Annotated in this window: 16 protein-coding genes and 4 pseudogenes; 11 read left to right on the top strand and 9 right to left on the bottom strand. The window is 40.5% G+C overall.

Features of this window, described 5'->3' with window-relative positions; genetic code table 11:
* Positions 1 to 39: 39 nt before the first annotated feature.
* Both G4D73_RS15145 and nudC read right to left on the bottom strand, forming a co-directional pair.
* A complete protein-coding gene (locus G4D73_RS15145; RefSeq protein WP_180038953.1) occupies positions 40 to 588 on the bottom strand; it encodes a lipocalin family protein in 549 nt (182 codons plus the stop codon).
* A 120-nt stretch (positions 589 to 708) separates the two neighbouring features.
* A complete protein-coding gene (nudC, locus tag G4D73_RS15140) occupies positions 709 to 1,482 on the bottom strand; it encodes an NAD(+) diphosphatase (RefSeq protein ID WP_213687771.1) in 774 nt (257 codons plus the stop codon).
* 384 nt (positions 1,483 to 1,866) lie between these two features.
* Between nudC and G4D73_RS15135 the strand changes: the two genes are divergently transcribed.
* Positions 1,867 to 3,390 (top strand): cryptochrome/photolyase family protein, encoded by a 1,524-nt coding sequence (locus tag G4D73_RS15135; protein ID WP_213687770.1) that lies wholly within the window; start codon positions 1,867 to 1,869, stop codon positions 3,388 to 3,390.
* Positions 3,391 to 3,393: 3 nt separating this feature from the next.
* Entirely contained in the window at positions 3,394 to 3,546 is a 153-nt protein-coding gene (locus G4D73_RS15130; protein WP_180038950.1) for a DUF2256 domain-containing protein, read from the top strand.
* Here G4D73_RS15130 and G4D73_RS15125 read toward each other — a convergent pair.
* Positions 3,543 to 3,755: a TIGR03643 family protein gene (locus G4D73_RS15125; RefSeq protein ID WP_218946994.1), complete on the bottom strand. Its 213-nt coding sequence runs from the start codon at positions 3,753 to 3,755 to the stop codon at positions 3,543 to 3,545. The genes G4D73_RS15130 and G4D73_RS15125 overlap by 4 nt on opposite strands.
* 340 nt (positions 3,756 to 4,095) lie before the next feature.
* On the opposite strand from G4D73_RS15125, the pseudogene G4D73_RS15120 reads away from it, so the two are divergent.
* Positions 4,096 to 5,231 (top strand): annotated as a pseudogene (locus G4D73_RS15120) (IS3 family transposase).
* Positions 5,232 to 5,296: 65 nt separating this feature from the next.
* On the opposite strand, the pseudogene G4D73_RS15560 reads toward G4D73_RS15120, so the two are convergent.
* Positions 5,297 to 5,446: pseudogene (locus tag G4D73_RS15560) on the bottom strand (transposase); the annotation flags it as partial.
* A gap of 272 nt (positions 5,447 to 5,718) precedes the next feature.
* Positions 5,719 to 6,891, bottom strand: a complete 1,173-nt coding sequence (locus tag G4D73_RS15115) for a replication initiation protein (RefSeq protein ID WP_180038949.1) — start codon at positions 6,889 to 6,891, stop codon at positions 5,719 to 5,721.
* An 856-nt stretch (positions 6,892 to 7,747) separates the two neighbouring features.
* Here G4D73_RS15115 and G4D73_RS15110 point away from each other — a divergent pair.
* Together G4D73_RS15110 and G4D73_RS15105 are read left to right on the top strand one after the other, a co-directional pair.
* Positions 7,748 to 8,521 (top strand): ParA family protein, encoded by a 774-nt coding sequence (locus G4D73_RS15110; protein WP_004647772.1) that lies wholly within the window; start codon positions 7,748 to 7,750, stop codon positions 8,519 to 8,521.
* A gap of 13 nt (positions 8,522 to 8,534) precedes the next feature.
* On the top strand, positions 8,535 to 9,446 hold the full coding sequence (locus G4D73_RS15105) for a ParB/RepB/Spo0J family partition protein (protein WP_180038948.1): 912 nt from the start codon (positions 8,535 to 8,537) through the stop codon (positions 9,444 to 9,446).
* Positions 9,447 to 9,495: 49 nt separating this feature from the next.
* Here the strand turns inward: G4D73_RS15105 and G4D73_RS15100 are convergent.
* Positions 9,496 to 10,210 (bottom strand): annotated as a pseudogene (locus tag G4D73_RS15100) (IS5 family transposase).
* An 892-nt stretch (positions 10,211 to 11,102) separates the two neighbouring features.
* Here G4D73_RS15100 and G4D73_RS15095 point away from each other — a divergent pair.
* Positions 11,103 to 11,792, top strand: coding sequence for a GntR family transcriptional regulator (locus G4D73_RS15095; RefSeq protein WP_213687769.1), 690 nt, complete (start codon positions 11,103 to 11,105; stop codon positions 11,790 to 11,792).
* Between the two features lie 226 nt (positions 11,793 to 12,018).
* On the opposite strand, the gene G4D73_RS15090 is transcribed toward G4D73_RS15095, so the two are convergent.
* Positions 12,019 to 12,231, bottom strand: a complete 213-nt coding sequence (locus G4D73_RS15090; protein WP_004281968.1) for a hypothetical protein — start codon at positions 12,229 to 12,231, stop codon at positions 12,019 to 12,021.
* Here G4D73_RS15090 and G4D73_RS15670 point away from each other — a divergent pair.
* Positions 12,202 to 12,787 (top strand): annotated as a pseudogene (locus G4D73_RS15670) (transposase); the annotation flags it as partial. The gene G4D73_RS15090 and the pseudogene G4D73_RS15670 overlap by 30 nt on opposite strands.
* 19 nt (positions 12,788 to 12,806) lie before the next feature.
* Here G4D73_RS15670 and G4D73_RS15085 read toward each other — a convergent pair.
* Positions 12,807 to 12,980, bottom strand: coding sequence for a hypothetical protein (locus G4D73_RS15085; protein ID WP_004281965.1), 174 nt, complete (start codon positions 12,978 to 12,980; stop codon positions 12,807 to 12,809).
* Positions 12,981 to 13,198: 218 nt separating this feature from the next.
* Between G4D73_RS15085 and G4D73_RS15080 the strand changes: the two genes are divergently transcribed.
* The 4 genes from G4D73_RS15080 to pnuC all read left to right on the top strand — a co-directional run bounded on the left by G4D73_RS15080 (position 13,199) and on the right by pnuC (position 18,442).
* Positions 13,199 to 13,387: a hypothetical protein gene (locus tag G4D73_RS15080; protein ID WP_167367475.1), complete on the top strand. Its 189-nt coding sequence runs from the start codon at positions 13,199 to 13,201 to the stop codon at positions 13,385 to 13,387.
* Positions 13,388 to 14,429: 1,042 nt separating this feature from the next.
* Positions 14,430 to 15,635, top strand: a complete 1,206-nt coding sequence (locus G4D73_RS15075) for a phosphotransferase enzyme family protein (protein WP_213687768.1) — start codon at positions 14,430 to 14,432, stop codon at positions 15,633 to 15,635.
* 40 nt (positions 15,636 to 15,675) lie between these two features.
* Complete coding sequence (locus G4D73_RS15070; protein ID WP_213687767.1) at positions 15,676 to 17,844, top strand: TonB-dependent siderophore receptor; 2,169 nt, start codon at positions 15,676 to 15,678, stop codon at positions 17,842 to 17,844.
* A gap of 28 nt (positions 17,845 to 17,872) precedes the next feature.
* Positions 17,873 to 18,442 carry a nicotinamide riboside transporter PnuC gene (pnuC, locus tag G4D73_RS15065; RefSeq protein WP_004281962.1) on the top strand — a complete coding sequence of 190 codons (570 nt, stop codon included), beginning with the start codon at positions 17,873 to 17,875 and terminating at the stop codon, positions 18,440 to 18,442.
* A 177-nt stretch (positions 18,443 to 18,619) separates the two neighbouring features.
* Here pnuC and G4D73_RS15060 read toward each other — a convergent pair whose 3' ends face one another.
* A complete protein-coding gene (locus tag G4D73_RS15060) occupies positions 18,620 to 20,131 on the bottom strand; it encodes an aldehyde dehydrogenase family protein (protein WP_213687766.1) in 1,512 nt (503 codons plus the stop codon).
* Positions 20,132 to 20,306: the final 175 nt, after the last annotated feature.

Below are 20,306 nucleotides of genomic sequence, written 5' to 3'. Positions count from 1 at the left end.
CTGTAGAGAGATTTGGCAGTTCGGCAAAAGGGTAGCAGATTAATGGGGCAATTTGATTAACTTTGTGATGTCGTAACCATAGTGTTTCGCAGTCTCCAGATAGGACTGATAGGTTGCTTCGTCCAGTTGCGGTTCACGCGATAAAATCCACAGGTATTTATTACTCGGTCCACCGACCAGTGCGACTTTATATTCCGGATCCACTCTTAATATCCAGTAATGACCTTTGGTGAAGGGGATCCACCTTAAACCTGGCGGCAAAAAGCTGACCTTGAGTTTGCTATTGCCCTGATTTTGCGGATAGGCGACCCCTTCAGAGCTGATCATTTCACCATTTTCAATCCGGCAGCTATTTAGGACACGTATGGTCCGATCGGCCTTGACAGTGTATTGTGCCGAAATATCCGACACACATTTACGCTGAAAATACATCGGTAAATGCGCAATTTCATACCACTTGCCTGCATACTGTTGGATATCCACCTGATCGACTGCCTGAGGCGCAACTGTTTCCGCTCGAGTCAGCATGCTTAAGCTCATGAGGGTCAGTGCCGTAACCGCAAAAACTGACTTGAATAGAATATTCATTTTTAAGCCTTAAATGATTTCAGGACTAAGATAACCCAGGTGGATGTGAACAAAGCGTGAAGACAAAATGATGTGATTTAGCAGGCCTGCTGCCAAAAAAGCTCTAGGCTGTTTTCCGGGTTAAAGCCATTCTTTGCTGTCATCTGCCACAGGGGTACCATGCATCACATGCTGAATCATGGCATAAGCGATACTGCCCTTGAAGGGAATCTCAGGTAACTGATCAAACTTGAAAAATTGCGCGTCGCTCAGTTCATCTTCCTGAATCTGAATCTCACCCGAGTGATACTCTGCCCTGAAGGCCATCATCAGGTTGCTGGGAAACGGCCACGGCTGGCTGGCCAGATATTGAATATTCTTGATCTGCAGCCCGACTTCTTCCTGCGTCTCACGGCGTACTGCCTCCTCCAAGGTTTCGCCGACTTCAACAAATCCAGCAATCAGGCTGTACATCTGGGTTTTATTGCGGGCATTTTTCGCCAGCAGAATTTCATCTGTACCCCGGGTGATGATGGTAATCACGCAAGGATTCACCCGCGGATACTGGTTATAGCCACAGGATGGACAGACCATGGCATACTGGCTGGCGTGCTGCTGGGTAGCATGGCCGCATTTACTGCAAAAGCGGTGATTACGGCGCCATTCCAGTAACTGTACCGCACGGCTGGCCTGTTCAAACTGCGGCCTGCTCCAGACCTGTACCAGTTGCCGGATCGGGACCAGTTGATAACCTTCGGGCACTATTTCATCTTCTTTTAGATCGCGTGCAATGACCTGGCCATTTTCCGACAGGTTCAGGTCGTGCTGCAGTCTTTCCACCTGCGGCAACTGGAAATGATCATCCACCAGCAATTGCTGCTGTCTAAAAATATACGCTTTTGAATGCATGCTCATGACAATCCCCGGATTAAAAAAAATCCCATACAGAGGGGTGTATGGGACAAAACTAAGGAAGCTTACATGGAGTAACTTCATGGAACATACTAGGCGCACGCTGCCTGAATTACAACCATAATAATTTGTATCTTTTTGATTAAAATAACATAATTTTCACACCAATTATGCCTTGAGGAATAATGCGAAGCGAGTTTCATCAACTGGCTGTAGCATTATAGAGATGAACAGTCTGTTATTGTAGCAATTATGATTTCTGTGCAATGTCAGCAGATCATCTGGTCGAGCTGAATTGACTGAACATGCGGGCTGATCTTTATTTTCACAAAAAATTGAACTGGCTGGCTTTACACTAGGCTATCTTTCATCGGGTCTGGAATGGCTATGCGTTTCGGTTTAATTCTGGGTGACCAGCTACATCATCAGCTTGCTACGTTTAAATCGCTGGACCGTACCCGGGACGTGATCCTGATGGCCGAAGTTGTTGAGGAAGCCACTTATGTCGCTTATCATCAGCAGAAAATTGCCCTGATTTTTAGCGCGATGCGGCATTTTGCCAAAGCGCTTAAAGCTCAGGGCTGGCGTGTACGTTACCACACCTTTCAATCCGGCAGTCCGATTCGCAGCCTGCTGGATTTCGTACAGGCACAGCGACAGCTGTTCCCCGTCACAGAACTGGTGATGACTCACTGCGGGGAATACCGCCTGCAGCAGCAGATTGAACAGCACTGGAGCCAGCAGCTGCAAGTGCCAGTCCAGTGTCTGGATGACGAGCGTTTTTTCTGTAGCCCGGAGCAGTTCCGGCACTGGGCCAGCCGCTATCAGACGTTGCGCATGGAATATTTTTACCGGGAAATGCGCAGGCAGACCGGCTATTTGATGCAGGGACAGCAGCCCGTAGGACAGCAATGGAACTATGACAGTGCCAACCGTAAGGCCTGGTCAGGTAATCCCCCTTTGCCTGAACCCCTCTGCTTTGAGCACGATCAGATTGATCTGGATGTACTGCAACTGGTTAAACGTGAATTTTCCCGGCATCCCGGAAACCTTGCAAGTTTCCGCTGGGCCACCACGCGCAATGATGCGCTGCGCGCGCTGCAGCATTTTATTGACCACAGTTTGCCGCACTTTGGCGATTATCAGGATGCCATGGTTCAGGGTGCAGACACGCTGTTTCACAGCCTGCTCTCGCCTTATCTGAACTGCGGCCTATTGCTGCCCCGAGAAGTCTGTGATGCCGCAGAAGCGGCTTACCATGCTGGTCATGCGCCACTGAATGCCGTGGAAGGGTTTATTCGGCAGATTCTGGGCTGGCGCGAATATGTCCGCGGGATTTACTGGCTGAACATGCCCGAATACGCCAGCCGCAACGTGCTGCAGCACTCAGCACCGCTGCCGCAATTTTACTGGACCGGCCGTACACGGATGAACTGTATGACGCAGTGTTTCCGCAATACCTTTCAGCATGCCTATGCACATCATATCCAGCGTCTGATGGTGACTGGCAATTTTGCCTTATTGAGCGGTGTTGATCCCCATCAGATCAGTGAATGGTACTTGGCGGTGTATGCCGATGCCTATGCATGGGTAGAATTGCCGAATACGTTGGGCATGGTGATGCATGCCGATGGCGGCTTGATGGCTAGCAAGCCTTATGCCGCTTCGGGCAATTACATCCATAAGATGTCGGATTACTGCAAGCACTGTAGCTACAGTGTCAAAACCCGCACCGAGCCGGACAGCTGTCCATTCAATAGCCTGTACTGGTATTTCATGATCCGGTATGAAGCGACATTCCGTAATCATCCACGTATGGGCATGATCTATCGCCAGCTAGATAAACTTCAAGATCGGCCGCAGATCATCAGCCATGCCCAACAGCTTCTTAGCCAGATCGATGAGTTATAAACCATGAAAAAACAGCATCTCCCTGAAAAAACCTGTATTCACTGCTTGCGCCCTTTTACTTGGCGCAAGAAATGGCAACGCTGCTGGGAGGAAGTCAGATACTGTTCTGAACGATGTAAACGTGAGTCTAGACGGCGGTCAAAATCAAACGCTTAGAAACGCTTGTATTGCCGTGAACAATAGGCCCGTATCACATCGGGTGAACGCAGTTGCAGATGTTTAGTTTTTCGGCCGGTGACTCGTTCACGCCACATTTTAAAACTCGATGCTTTCATATTTTTCCGCATCAAGCGAATCACTGCAGTTTCATTTAAGCCAAACTCACGCTGGATGGCTTCAAATGGGGTGCGATCTTCCCAGGCCATTTCAATGATCCTTGACAGATCTGCTCCCGCATATTCAATTACTTTACGCACCACATACCTCTGCTTACTTTCATTTTTAAAATAAAAATTGAGCGATAAAATTTAACGCTATCTCTCTGTATCTGGGTCAGATCAAGTTGACCAGACTCATCTTAATAAAACGAAGATGAAGATTTTGTGATTTTTTACGTGGATTGTATGTTGTTGCTGTCCTATCGGGCCTTCGAGCTCAGCCTGTGGTCCAAATACCTGTGATGTGGGTCTAGGATTTTAGACCATGCCTATAAGTGATAATCTACTCCCCAATAAGCATGGGAAATGCTTGTTTTTGGAGTCAAGCATGACACGAAGAAAACGTCGTAATCATTCAGCAGATTTTAAAGTTAAAGTTGCTCTCGCAGCAATTAAAAGGCGACCACACACTCGCTGAACTTTCTACTCAATTCGATTTACATCAAAACCAAATAATTGATTGGGAAAATCAACTGCTTGAGCAATCAATCAGTATTTTTCACGACCAACAGCACAACAAGAACCTGAGATTGACCTCAAAGCTCTACATGCCAAGATATGACATCAGGCATTGCAAATTAATCTTTTAGAAGGTGCACTCAGAAAAATAGGGCAGCTGAGCGGCAAAAAATGATCGATAAGACCCATCAACTTTCGGTAAGACAACAATCGCAATTGATTCAAATCAATCGCAGTACGTTGTATTACAAGCCCAAAGAGATTTCATCAACTGATTTGAGTTGGATGCGTCTGATCGATGAAATTCATCTCGACTACCCATTTATGGGCAGTCGAATGATACGAGATATGCTACAGCGTCAAGGACATCAAATAGGTCGGCGTAAAGTCCGACGTTTAATGCGCTTGATGGGAATACATGCCTTGTATCCCAAACCCAATACCAGTAAGCCTAATCTTGCACACCGTATTTTCCCATATCTGTTGAAAAACATGCTCATAGATCACTCTAATCAAGTCTGGTGTACAGATATCACGTACATTCCTATGGCTAAAGGCTTTGTCTATCTGTGTGCAATTATAGATTGGCATAGTCATAAAGTACTGGCTCATCGTGTATCGATCAGTATGGAAACAGACTTTTGCATAGATGCGTTGCAAGAAGCAATTGCGAAATATGGTTGTCCAGAGGTGTTTAATACAGACCAAGGCAGTCAATTCACAAGCGAGGCATTTTTGAATGAGTTAAAATTGCGAAATATCTGTATCAGTATGGATGGGAAAGGACGGTGGATAGATAATGTGATGATTGAGCGGTTATGGCGTAGCGTGAAGCATGAGGAAGTCTATTTGAAGGCTTACGATACGGTTAAACAAGCGAAACAATCAATTGCTGAATATTTGGATTTTTATAACATGATACGTCCTCATTCAAGTTTGAATAAGGCAACACCAAATGAATTTTATGATCAACATTTACTAAAATGTAATGGCAGCATAATTTAAATATTTAGAGCGGATTTATCACTTATAAAACTAAATTGAGTGGTCTAATTAACGGAACCACATTAATTTGTATTCAATCCATGTTGCAAAGCGACTGAAGCAATTGAAACGTCCGGTGCTTTACAAGCCTGAACGATCTGCTGTTTAAATTCAGCACTGCATGTTCTTCATTTTTTCTCAAGAGATGTGATGGATGTCTGGTTATTTGTAGTCATAAATTTAATCCCCACTTGTTTTTAAGTAGGGACTAAATTAAGGCTTATAGGATGAGTTCATAAGGTGTGTTCAGCGAACGCTTACGTTTTGAATAGATTTAAGAAATTAGGCAGACCTCATACCCAAGTTGTCACTTGAATTTGTATAACTTAGGGAAGATCTATCTCTAAAGCCTTTATGCAACAGAGTCGTTTTTATCCTAGGGTCCTTACCACTTGTATTCTTTACGAACATATATCTAAAAAAGTGTAGCAAGTTGCTACACTTTTCGCTAGATCAGCTCTTTACCAAAAATATCATTCAGTCTTTCACGAATACTTTGAACGAATTCCGGATTGTTTTTAAGTTTATGCTTCATATTTCGTTTAAAGTCATTCAGCCCCATACCAATTTCAGCAAAATCCATTTGGAATAAAGTGTCATTAATGACAATATTTGCTTGAGAGTCAGTGAGGCATCCTACTTTTTTAAACCACTTCTTGAACTGCTGATAATTTTCATCATTATTAAAAATATACCAAGAACGTACATTCGTATCGAATTTAGCCCCTAATTCTTTTACGGATGCATTGTCTTCAAATGGAACATCAAGATAGATTTTTTCGATCACTGCAATTTCATCCAGTGCCTTATCAGCAATCCGATGATGCAGTTTAAAATTCACACCTACAATTGGACGGCCTTTCTTAACGGTTTCATACTCTAATTGTAGATCTGTATTTTCGTTAATTTCTGCCACTATTTTGTCTAATACATAGCGTCTAAAATCTACCCAGCGATCATATTTGGTTTCATTAATATCAATCAGTGCTTTCAAGTTTTCTAAAAGTAATGGCACTTCATAACTCTTTTGATTGGCGTACTTAAATTCGTTTTTAATGAAATAAGTATAAAGACTCATACTGGCAACAGAATCTAGGGCAAAAAGATGTTTTAGCTGATAGGTAGTAAAATTACCCCCAGCCAGTTGAGTGAAATACGGCAACACCTCACTGGTAAAACGAATCTGAATTGCATTTTTAGAGTCATCTTCCCATCTTAACTCACGGATAATGGGAACGACAGAATGTACTTTTTTAGTCTTTCTCTTACCATTATCAGCAGGCTCCTCAATAATAAAATGAGCTACTCGGGATGAAAGCTCTTTATAGATCCGATCTATTGCAACATTAATTGAATTACGTTTATTTAATCCTAGTAAATCTGCCAAATCATCCTTATACAAATAAATATAAGTTTGTTCGGTAATTTCACTATTTACCTTATTTTTCTCACTATAATTCGCAACCGCCATTGCATATAGAAGTGCCTTATATTCATTGGATGACAACTCGATTGGGCGAATTAATCGGTTACTGGTACTGACAACGCCATTATGGCGAATGTTGCCTATACAGTAGGGAATATAATTCGTTTCTTCTTGCAATGGTTCAGATTCTGTCATAACCGTGATATTTATAATTTGACTTAGTTTTTATATACAAAAGTGGAAAAACTTTCAAGACTTTCACCACAAGATTCTAAAAGTGGAAGGTCCGTCATCAAAAAAAAGCGTTATTATCCGGTTTTTTGCCTTTAAAGTGGAATTAAATACAATATTTCCACCCTACAGTGACATACCTTCCACCTTTAGCCCCCGAAATTACAGTTTAGAATGACTATTTTTATTTTTTCACCCACATTCAGATAGGTTAAATTAAATAGAAACCCTGATGTGACAAGGCTTCCACCTTTCAGTTAGATTCGAAAGGTATAACTGCACATATAATCATCAGGAAATATCCAATAAAAACAGATTATCCACAGGTTAAAAATATACAGTGACAATCATTCCACCTTTAAGGCTTAGTTATGAGACTTTATTAACATATTAAATAATTGTTTTTTAAATTATTTTTAAATAAAAATAGCGGTTTAAAAAATAGCAGTGACAAACCTTCCACCCTAGTGACAGACCTTCCACTTTAGAGTGACAAACCTTCCACTTTAGAGTGACAGACCTTCCACTTTAGAGTGACAGACCTTCCACTTTAGAGTGACAGACCTTCCACTTTAGAGTGACAAACCTTCCACCTTTAAAACTCTAAGCATTTGTTTTATAAAATAAAAATACACTCTTAATTATTAATTAGCTAAATAACTAATTATTCTAATTATTAATTAAGCTAGCTTAGTTAAAGATTTATTTTTAAGCTGTTTTACATCTGAACAAATAGGATTTATAAATTTTAAAACTATAGTAAGATGAGTGAAAGTTATTTATATTACTAAACATTCAAATACGGAAGCATCTGACACGCATGTCTGCAAAAATTATTACTGTTGCTAATCATAAAGGCGGATGTGGCAAAACAACGACTGTTGTGCACCTAGCCTCAGAACTTGCCAATCTGGGCAACAAGGTTTTAGTCATTGATTTAGATCCTCAAGCAAACGCAAGTTTACACATTGGGATCCAACATCCAAGCGAAATTGTTGTGACTACAGCAGAATTACTAGTGGGCGATATTTCGTTGTTGGCAGATGCATTACAAGAAGAAACGAACTTTGAAAAAGTATCATTAATTTATGGTTCCTTGAATTTAGGAAAAACTGAAGACCAACTAAAAGAAGAAGCTCCCCGTCCTTCTGAAGAGTTAAATATCAAGTTAGAACTGTTAAAAGATCTTTATGATTTTATATTGATCGACTGTCCACCTAGTCTTAAATTATTAACCAGCAATGCCCTGGCATCTTCAACACATGTCATTATTCCTATCGAATCCGGATCACAATATGGATTGTATGGGGTAACAGATCTTTTAAATCATCTTGAAAAGATCAAACGTATTAATCCAGATTTAGAGCTTTTAGGCGCTTTACTAATTAAGCATGATGAACGTCAGAATGTCTGTAAGCTGATTCGGAATGAAGCCTTAAAACAGGTAGGAAAACTTTTAGAGACCACCATTCCTCAAAGTACTAAAGTTAATCAAGCAGCGATTCTGCAACAATCACTTTTGAATGTAGAAAAAAATTCAAAAGTACGTAAGGCTTTTGAAAGCCTTGCCAATGAAATTGTAGCTAAAGTTTAAACCTGAGAGTATTATGGCAAGCACCAAAGAGCTTTTAGCTCAGAAACTGAAACAGAATACAGAAAAACATCAGCAAGCACAGAAAGACAATATTAGAGAGCTGAAAGAGTTTAGACGTAATGTTCCTATTGAGGATATTAGCCGCAGTCCAAACCAGCCGCGTAAATTATTTGAAGAGTCACAATTAAAAGAACTGGCGGATTCCATTAATGAAGTCGGTCTGTTGCAGCCCATTACAGTGCGTAAACTTGATAATCTGAAATATGAACTCATTGCAGGCGAGCGGCGCTTACGGGCGCACCATTTACTCGGCAAGTCTGTGATTGAAGCGATTATCATTGATGCGAATAATGTAGAAGCATCTTTGTTAACCTTAGCAGAGAATTTAAAGCGTCAGGACCTGACAGATTATGAAATTTTTATTGGCCTGAACTCACTTGATGAGAAGTTAAAGAAAAACAAGCAACGTTTAGCCAATTCACTGGGTTTAAATCGCGAAGATATGTACAAGTATTTAGCATACGAAAAACTGCCTCAAGTAATTTTAAATGACCTTGATGTGGAACCAGGCCTACTAGGTCGTACTGCTGCAACTGCATTCAAAAAATTTCTGTCGGATCATATAGAGCAACTTTCTGAGGCCGAAAAGGCTTTACTAGGGGCTTGGGAAAAAGTAAAAGACAAAAAACTAGAGCAAAGTAAAGTTACTGCCTATGCTGAAAAAATATTGAGTCAGGATCCAGAAAAACTGACCACAACATCTGTGGTTAGAAAAATTGAATATGCAGGTAAGATTGCGGGGAATATCAAACTCAATCAAAAACAGCTTAAGGTTTCTCTGAATATCTCGGAAATTGACGAAGCTAGTCTCTTACAACTAGAAGATTTTTTAAAACAGCTTATTAAGAAAAGTGAAAAAGTGTAGCAAGTTGCTACACTTTTTTTGACAATCTCAAATTAGGGCGTGTTATCAATTAAGCCATAAAGATCGCTGATAAGAAGTTTTGAGCCAATTTATCATAGCGTATGGCAATAGCACGATATTGTTTGAGCTTGGAAAAAAAATTCTCGATCAGATGTCTTGCCTTGTAGATATGTCAATCATAATCACGCTGATCAATAGAATTACTTTTCGCTGGCATCACAACTTGACCCTTCGCCTCTAAAATTGGATCAATGACCCGATCCCTAGAGTTGTAGGCTTTATCCATAAATCAGGTCTGGCTCAACGATAAGTCCAGCAACACATCTGAACCGTTTAAGTCATGGACCTGCCCATCCGTGAGATAAAATCCTGTCGGGTTGCCTAAAGCATCAGTACGGGCATGAATTTTGGTGCTTAAGCCCCCTTTACTGCGCCTAGTCGCCTGATTTTCCCCCAGCGCTGTGTTAGTAAGCACGTACAATGGGGTGGAGTCTAACATGACATATTCATTGTCAAGGTCATGTGACAGCACTTCAAAGACTCTCTGCCACACACCTGTTTTAGCCCAAAGACTAAAACGAGTATGCACTACTCTAAAATCACCAAAGCGCTCGATTAAGTCTCGCCACGGGATACCTGAACGATACCGCTTCAACAAATAGTCGGTTATCTTTGGCCGTTACTCCAACAGTACCCATTCGTCCATGTAACAGATCTTTAATCTGTTCCCACTGATCATCTTTTAATGCATAGCGTTTAGTCATGAAAAAATTATGAGGACCGGTAAGATTTTCTCAAGCTAATTGATGACACCTTAATTCAAAATAAAAAACGGTTTTAAATATTATTTCTATAAATTTCAATGTTACACTGATTTATAACAGGTTTTAATTGATTCCGCTTAGATGATATATGGGACCTAAAAAATTAACTAATTAACTTATGTCCATGAAAAAATTATAAATAAATGGACATATATCAATGATGTATGGTTGTTTTTTTATAATGAATAGCCTAAGTGATCGTTAGTGAATAGATGTTTTTTTTGGTGCGATATAATTACCTGAAAATCCAGACATAAGTTATAAAATGAGATAAATTTTGAAGGACGCCAGCTTTAAACCGCAGCTTTCATTTTTGTCTACATACAGCAGTCCAAGACGTTACCCAGTGTCACGTTACGGAACCGCACTCAGTGCGCTTGCCGGATTCAACAGTCTGGAGATCTTAGTATATTGCCCTATAAAGCTCATTTTATTAAAGATAATCTTTAATAGTCAAAGGCATTCAAATGTATAGATAGGGACTGTGTCAGGAAATGTGTTAGTAGAGGTGGACAATAATGTCTAGAATCAAGGTACGTGATTTTCTCAGTCGACTATTACGAATAGCCGCCGATTTTGTAGATGCCTTTTAATTAGATTAGACTGTCACCACTCTCCTAGACAAATTTAGTCTATTCTTTTTGCATAAATGAGAACATTATGAGTGGACAACGATATTCTCTCAGAATCACGTATCAATCATGCTGCTAAACATTCTCATTAAAACAAGGGAATGCATCTTTTTACTGATCTGTACCTTGTTTTCAATTTTCCTCTGTTCTTTAATTTAGTACTATCTTTATCACTTATGAGCACTCACTGGATTCACTGAATGAAGTATATGGAAATCAGAGATTTGATTGAGGCTGAATTGAAAAATTACAGTTCTAATCAAATAATTCCATCCGAACGGTACTTGGCATTAAAGTTTGACTGTTCAAGGGAAACAGTGCGTAAGGCCTATGAACAGCTTCGTGCCGAAGATAAAATTTTCAAACGGCAAAATCTCGGCTGGTTCGTGAGTAATAAAAAAATTCAATATTATCCAAACTCAATTGAAAATTTTCGTTCTTATATGAAGGCACAGGGTTTTAATGCCAGAACTGAACTGATCTCGACCCGACAGCTGGAGCTATTCGATCACAGTAATCTTTTTAGCGAAGAAAATCGTAAATTGGGCTTTATTGAAATTATCCGTTTACGTTATGCTGATGATGTACCTGTACTTCTAGAATATAATTATTTACCTGTTGCGCTGTTTCCAGATGTGCTGAATTATGATGTGATTACTTCGGTACAAGATGTCATTAAAAATCACTTTCATTATAATTACACGAGTAGTCAGTTAAAAATTAAAATTACCGGTGTGTCTCATTTTGAGAGCCAGCACTTAGGTATTCCTTTAAGTCAAACCGCCACTTATATTGAACGTATTTCAAAATCAGATGATCTAGTGATTGAATATGACATCGAAATCTGGTCACAGGACAAAATTGAAATGACCTTAGATATTCAAGCATAAGCTTATATTTATATCCTGCCCATTCAAATCCTAAGAAGTTAAATGGTTTTAGGATTTTTTTTATTTTCTTAGATTAGACCTCCTTCATAAATCATCCTTACTCAGTTGCAAATTATAAATTCCAGCAACTAGATTGAATCTCAAAAGGGGGGGCTTTTAGCTCTATTGCGATAACGTTCTGAAAGCATTTTGAAAGTTTTTAGACTGCCAAATACATACTTAATTTCTATTCTTCTTTATTGATTTCCTGATTATAGATTTTTAGTTCAGGATCCAGTTTACAGCGGCTTTTGGCCTCTAATGGCAACAGGGTATTGGGATACAAAGTATAAATCCTTTGATAACCTCTATCTGTAAGAACAAAGGTTCCTGAAGGGATCTGGTTTAAATTGTGTTTGAACAATTCTAAATCAAGCGTAATTCTCAGCATGACTTTCATATCAGGATGCCAATATCAGCAAATGCCAAGAAACTTAATCCAACATTAGGGGGTATTGGGAAGTGCGTTTGATTGAAGTTGAGCAGGAAGGGAAAATTAGACGTTATATCACTTTATTAATGAACCCAAAGACATAGCCACTGATAGGCTTGGCGAAGCTTTATGCTCAGCGCTGGGAAATAGAAATGCGTTACCCAGAAATCAAAAGTGATTTACAGGAGGGCAAGCATTTGAGGAACAAGCAACCTGATTTAGTTTGTCAATAATTATGGGGGGCTTTATTGCCTACAATATTCTAAGAAGACAAATGAAACATATGGCTCAACGTGCAAAAGTCAGTCCTTTGAGAATCAGCTTTCATATTGCATCTATTGGCATTCTGAATATATTAAGATTCGACTCTTTAGACTCCGCAGGTAATTTACCTAAACATTTAGAAAGTTTACTGGAAAAATCTAAGAGATATGTTTTGCCTGAGAGGGGAGTGAGGAGTTGCCCACGAGTTGTGAAAGGAACACCACGGAAATACCCAAGAAAATGCCAGTCAATTTCTTAACTGACCGGCATCACTTTAATTAAGGGCTTTCAGATGATTCAGATTTTTTGTCTTTCTCATTTCCATAATCTAAAGCAACCTGTTGCGCTTCGGCGGCGGCAGTTGCTTCTATTGGGATGGATTCATCTGCAATAGCTACTGTTCCAGTAAATCCAAATAAGCTCAGGATTAGAATCTTTGAATACTTTTCCATCTGAATTTCCTCTGCGTTTCTAAAACTTAATTTCAGTGTAGAGGGTAAGTTTAAATTCCGATGTATGAGCTATGTCTGCATATGTAAGATATTCAGGATCCAAGTTATAGAACCTCGGGTTTATGTAAGAATACTTATCGGATGAGTTTTTTTTGTAGCGTTGACTGGCCAAATACAGACCGATTTTCTTGAAAATCTTTTATAGGGAAGATAATTTAATGGCAAATTATAAAAAGAGCATAGCAATGGTCAACTGCGGTAATCCCCCCTACAATAAAATCCAAGAAGACATAAACAATATGAAACCAACTACGATGAAATGGATCGGCAATAATATTGAGTTAAATGACATGCAGGGTGTCCATACTTTCTTATTAAGTTTAGAAGAAGAAGGGGGTGTTGATTAATCGCAGTATGTCATGAGTCTTATACAGGACATCGCCCAGTACATAAGGTTAAGTTTGAAAAGAATTAGCACCTCCTCTGAGAGATTTTTCTTTACCAGCCCTGTTTTTGTAACATCTAGTAATTTTTTTGTAACCTTATTGTTATTTATTGTTCACTTTGTTTATTATATAAAAGATAAAAGGTGGAGAATTTAAGATGCTCACTAAGGTCGAAGCCATTGTGATTTTACTAATGGTAATTGCATTAATACTCATTATTTATGAAATGGGACAAGGACTTAATTGGACTTTATAAACGCTTTCTCAGTTTAAAAAAAGTCCTCAATTGATGGCATTAATTTATTTATCAGAAGTTTCAGAATTTTGATCTTATACTTGGCTGACTAAAGATGAATAATATCTATATTGGTGATATTGTTTACCTAGTTTACGGTAGTCATCCAATGATGGTTGAAAAATTGCAGGATAATTTAGCTACTTGTATATGGTTCAGTGATAAAAAACATTTTTTCCGTAAGAATTTTCCCTTAAATATCTTAATAAAAAAAACGTAATTCAACAAAATATACCTGGGCGAATTCAAAGCTCATAGTGTACAGGTCATTTCGACCATGGCATGTGTTACTGATCTGAACAATGAATCACTGGTAGAATTTGCTGCTGAGGAACATGGATTTAAAGAACTACTTAGTGAAGTCATGAAAATGAATTACGGTGCATTTCAAAACTATGTTATAGCTTGAACTGAGGATCAGAAAGCTTGTTTGAATTGATGTATTTCATCCGCAGATTATGCGCGAATGCTAAGAAATCTGGAGTTCGAATATTAACCAAAAAGAAGATCATTTTTTGATTTATGCGAGAGATCTATTTTATTTTTATATTTATAAGGCTAAACTTGCCTCCAATTTAATACTGGTATGTACCACTTAATTTTAGGGCGTGTCTTCAATATTAAATGTATTTAAAAATACTGTTTGCATGTTCGCCTAAACAATGATTTTCCATTATTACATAATGATCTGGCTCAGGAATATTGATAATGACCACAATGACTGATGATTTAGGTCATGGTATGGGCAATGCCTGGGAAAATAAAGACTGGGCACATATTTCTGATCCAGAATTACAAAGTCTGCAGCAGCATTATTCCTGTTTACAAGGTCATATTCAGATTTTGTGGTGTAGTCCCCGGCCATTTTCATCTGCGGCGCTGGTCAAGGTGGAGCAGGATTTTGTGAGCAGGGATGAAGCAGTCGCGCATCAGTATTTGATCAAGCGCAGTCATTGTTCATTTCGTCGTGCCCACGATATTTTACAGGAGCATGCCGTTCTTCAGCATTTAGCCAGCAAAGAAATTCCTGTTGCAGCATTGATTAGGTCAAATCAAGATCTGACTGCTTTAGAGCTGGGTGACTGGACCTATGAAGTCTATGCAAAAGCAGCCGGTTTAGATCTGTATGCAGATCAGCAATCCTGGAAACCTTTTTTCTATGCTGAACATGCCGCCAAGGCAGGGGCTTTACTGGCCAGACTACATCTGGCGATGCAGGATTTTCCTGAGCAGCAAGGCAGATCAGCATCTTATTTGGTTTCCAATCAGCAACTTTTAGACAGTGAAAATATCGTTACAGCCATTCAACGGCGCATTGCAAACAGTCCAGAATTAAGCCGTTATTTTGCCGATAAAAATTTGGATCCTTACTTTTTAGATCAAATCTTACAGGTTCACCAGCGTATTCAGCCTGTATTGCAACAGGCAAGCAGAATTTGGACCCATAACGATTTACACGCTTCTAATCTGTTTTGGTCATCGCCAGATGCCAAAGCTGAGATTACTGCCGTGATTGATTTTGGTTTATCTGACCGAAACTCGGCACTTTATGATCTGGCAGTGACGATTGAACGTAATTTCATTGATTGGTTGGAATTAGAGCAGAACCCACATATTCAGATTGATGAGGCCGGTTTAACCGCCTTTCTACACGCTTATTTTTCCGAAGCACATCCACAAGAAGATTTTAGTGTTTTGCCAGAGCTACTGAAAATCGTGCATTTGGATTTCGCTTTTTCAGAGCTTGAATATTTTGTTGGGATTACTCAAAACCAGCAACATGCAGATGCGGCTTATTACGACTGGATTATCGGTCATGTGGACTGGTTCTTTGGCGAACAAGGTCAACAATTTACCCAGACCTTAACCCGGCTCATTCAAGATGAATTGCAATCTTCTCAATGCTCTCTCTAAACCCAGCATCATCACCCACTTCACAGACATAAGGTTTCGTATGAACACTCGTCAACTCAAACAGAATGTATTAATCCAATCTTTAAATATGATCATTCTGTCGCAGCTGTGTTTAGTCCCGCTGACTTATGCTGAAGACGATGTTCAAAAGCTTGACACGATTGTTATCACAGCCGATCAAAGCATTCCTTACTCGAGTGCTAAAGTGAATGTTGAGGGATTTGCTACGGACAGTCTGCAAAAAATACCTGCATCGGTCTCTATTTTGACTGCTGATCTCATTGCTGAACAACATGCTCGTGTGCTGAGCGATGTTATAAAAAATGATGCAGCCATCGGTGAGGGCTATGCTGCAATTGGCTATTATCCAAACTTTGTCTCGCGTGGCTTTGCACTGGATTTGGCATCTAGCTACCTCATTAATGGCAATGTGATTCGTGGTGAACAAAACGTCGCACTTGAAAATAAAGAACGTGTGGAAATTTTAAAAGGCATGTCCGCGATTCAAAGTGGGATGTCGACCCCGGGTGGGGTTGTGAATTATGTCACCAAGCGACCGAAAGATATTCAGGCACTGACATTCTCGGCCGATCAACACGGCCAGTTTTCAGTGTCAACTGATCTCGGTGGTTTTTGGGGTGATGAGCAACAATTCGGATATCGCATCAATCTGGTGAATGAACAGATGGAGTCTTATGTCGATCATGTCGATGGTGAACGCTATCTAGCGGCATTGACCTTAGATTGGAAAACATCTGAGCAATCCAAATTAGAATTTGATCTTGAAGCACAGCGTTCCGAACAAAAATCAGTGCCAGGTTATCAATTACTGGATGGTAAAGTCCCAGAAAATGTGAAATGGGACCGATTGCTGGGTTATCAGACTTGGGGCAAACCGGTCACGATCGATAGTCTGAATAGCAGTTTAAAATATAGCTATGCATTGAATGATGACTGGAACTTGGGACTCGTCGCAGCCCACAGTAAATCCAAGGTTGATGATTATTCGACATTTGCTTGGGGATGTTATGCCACGTTATGTGAATATAGTGGCTTGGGCAACACCTTTGATGCGAATGGTCATTACGATATTTATGATTTTCGTAATCCAGATGAAACCTTTAAAACCAACCAATTTAAAGTCAAACTAGATGGGGTGATTGATACCAATTGGGCGCAACATTATCTAAATTTTGATATTACACAAACCAATAAATCGCGAGATCGTTTTGCTGGTGTCAATGAATGGATTGGTGTAGGTAATATTTATACAGAAACCATAGATTTTTCCCCAGTAACAGCGAATGCTGGACCAAAATATCAAGCACTTAAAAGTAAACAAACTGCATTTACAGCATTAGACCGTATTGAATGGAATGAACATTGGACCACTTTGATTGGCGGAAAATGGATCGAGCTTGATGAACAAGCATATGATGCAGATCGGGTAAAAGTCCGCGATACTGATTTAGGCAAATTTTTACCGCAATTTGCGATCAGCTATAGCCCCTTGGAATCGACTACCGTCTATGCCTCGTATGCTAAAGGCCTGTCAGATGGAAAAACAGCGCCTTGGTTTGCAGAGAATGCGGCTGAAACTCTAGCACCGATCTATTCAGAGCAATATGAAATTGGTTTCAAACAACAGATCCATGATTTCCTGTTGACTGCAGCCGTTTTTGATTTACGTCAGGACAATCAATATAGCAAGCCGATTTCAGGACTTCGCTATTTTATTGCGGAAGGCGAACAGCATAGTCAGGGCCTGGAATTAGGACTGAATGGTGCATTAACCGACCATCTGGCCTTAACTTCATCTTTAGCCTTGACCAAAGCCCGTTTAGAAAATGTGGAAGCGGTTGAATATGGTAATCATCAGGCGCAAAACGTGCCAAAAGCTCGTTTCGCAACACATCTTCGCTATAACGTACCGAGCATTGCAGGTTTCACTGTTCTGGCAGGTGGTCAATACAGTTCCAGCAAATATGCCAACAAAGAGGGTGCTGCGAAAGTTGCAGGTTATAGTGTGGTTGATTTAGGCGCTGCTTATCAATTTAAGCTAAATACGACCGATGCATTGCTGCGCTTGAATATTTATAATCTGTTCAACAAGAAATACTGGCGTGATGCAGGTGAATTTTTGGGTGATGATTATTTATTCTTGGGTTCGCCGCGTACAGCAACCTTGTCATTCAATCTGAACTTCTAAATTGGCTGCTTAATCAGGTTATATTGCTATGGAAAATATAGAAATTGCAGCGTTCATTTTAAACGTTTTAGGTGTCTGGCTGACCTCCAAACAATATAAAGTCTGCTGGTTGGTGAATATTGTCGCTGTATTTTTATATATGATTATTTTTTATCGTGTCAATTTATTTGCAGACGCAGCATTACAAGCCGTATTTATCTTGATGCAACTGTATGGCTGGTATAGCTGGTCGAAGAAAAATCATGACCAGGCTATCACCGTGCAGATTGGCTATTTGAATAAAAAAATCTGGGTATATAGCCTGATTGTGGGTATTGTCGCCGGTCTGGTGATTGGCGCCTTATTTGCTCATTTCACCACAGCATCACTCCCTTGGTTGGATTCCATGTTGGCTTCTTTTAGCTTGGTGGCAAGTTATTGGGCGGCAAAAAAATATATTGAAAGCTGGGGATTATGGTGTGTGTTAGATGTGATTTATGTCGGCATGTATAGCTATAAGTCATTGTATTTAACCGCCGTGCTTTATTTTATTTTTATTCTTCTGGCACTCAATGGCTGGAGAATGTGGCGAAATCTTTATAGAGTGAAATTATCTTGAAATGACACTATTGCAAATAGAAATTTGAGGTGATGCTCTTTCCTTTAAAAAAAGTGTTTATAGACTAAAAACTTTATTTGAATTGGCCGCAGCTTGAAGATGTTGCTGATATTTTGTGAAAGCTAGCTACCATACATTCAAAGCGAACCGAAGTTCGCTTTGAATGTATTTCACTTCTTAAAAGAACCCGGCTGGTTTGGTCGAATAGCTCACTAACAGATTTTTGGTTTGTTGATAATGATCCAGCATCATTCTGTGATTCTCACGACCAATGCCGGATTTTTTATAGCCACCGAAAGCCGCATGCGCAGGGTAGATGTGATAACAGTTGGTCCAGACCCGACCGGCCTGAATGGCACGGCCAGCACGGTAGGAAATATGCGCTGAGCGTGACCAGACCCCGGCACCGAGTCCGTAAATCGTATCGTTGGCGATCTTGATCGCATCATCAAAGTCTTTAAAGGTGGTCACAGCCAATACAGGCCCGAAGATTTCATCCTGGAAGGTCTTCATGTCATTGGTGCCTTTAAAGATGGTCGGTTCAATATAGAAACCTTGACCCACTTCCTGACGTGCTTCACCACCAGTCAGGATCTGTGCGCCTTCTTCACGACCAGTGGCAATACAGCCCAGAATCTTGTCCTGCTGTTCCTGTGAGGCTTGCGCGCCAATCATGGTGTCAGTATCCAGCGGATGCCCGGTTTTAATCCGTTTCACCCGTTCAACGGCACGCGCCAGAAATTCGTCAGCAATACTTTCCTGGATCAGCGCACGCGATGGACAGGTGCAGATTTCACCCTGGTTCAGGGCAAACATGGCAAAACCTTCCAGCGCTTTGTCCAGATAATCGTCTTCCTGATCCATGATGTCGGCAAAGAACAGATTCGGTGATTTACCCCCCAGTTCCAGCGTCACCGGAATAATATTTTCGGTGGCATATTGCATGATCATCTGACCGACGGCGGTAGAACCGGTAAAGGCAATCTTGGCAATGCGTGGGTTGGTGGCTAGCGGGCGACCGACTTCAACCCCATAACCATTGACGATATTCAGGACACCCGGTGGCAAAATATCCTGAATCAGTTCAGCCAGCACCAGAATGCTGACCGGAGTCTGTTCTGCAGGTTTCAACACAATGCAGTTGCCCGCAGCTAGGGCAGGTGCCAGTTTCCAGGCAGCCATCAGAATCGGAAAGTTCCACGGGATAATCTGACCCACGACGCCCAACGACTCATGAAAATGATAAGCAATCGTATCTTCATCAATTTCGGAAATGCCGCCTTCCTGCGCACGAATACAGCCGGCAAAATAACGGAAATGGTCAATAGCCAGCGGAATATCGGCAGCCAGCGTTTCACGGATCGGTTTGCCGTTATCCCAGGTTTCTGCTACTGCCAGCAGTTCCAGATTTTGTTCCAGACGATCTGCAATTTTCAACAGAATATTGGAGCGGGTGGTCGGCGATGCTCTGTTCCATTGTTCTTTGGCTTTGTGCGCTGCATCCAGGGCCAATTCAATGTCTTCTACAGAAGAACGCGGAACCTTGGTAAAGACTTTGCCATCTACCGGAGAGATGTTGTCAAAGTATTCACCTTTGACCGGAGCGACCCATTCGCCGCCAATAAAATTCTCGTATTGTGCTTTAAAATGAACTTTTGAATCAGGTTGATTAGGATCGACGTAACGCATATTTATTTCCTTTGCTTATTTTCGTATGGCAAAACCGCTTCTACAGCTTTGGTATAAGGTACTTCTGCACCTTATTTGATTAATATAACTGGTATAAGGTTGGAAAAAGGTTGGAGCTAGCATGTTCACGATATTTTCATCCATTTTAAAAAAATAACGATTACAGCGGATGTAA

The sequence above is a fragment of the Acinetobacter sp. WY4 genome (assembly GCF_018438165.1).
Classification (GTDB): Bacteria; Pseudomonadota; Gammaproteobacteria; order Pseudomonadales; family Moraxellaceae; genus Acinetobacter.
Note: the sequence above shows the minus strand (reverse complement) of the source record. Positions and strands in the feature narration are given on the sequence as shown.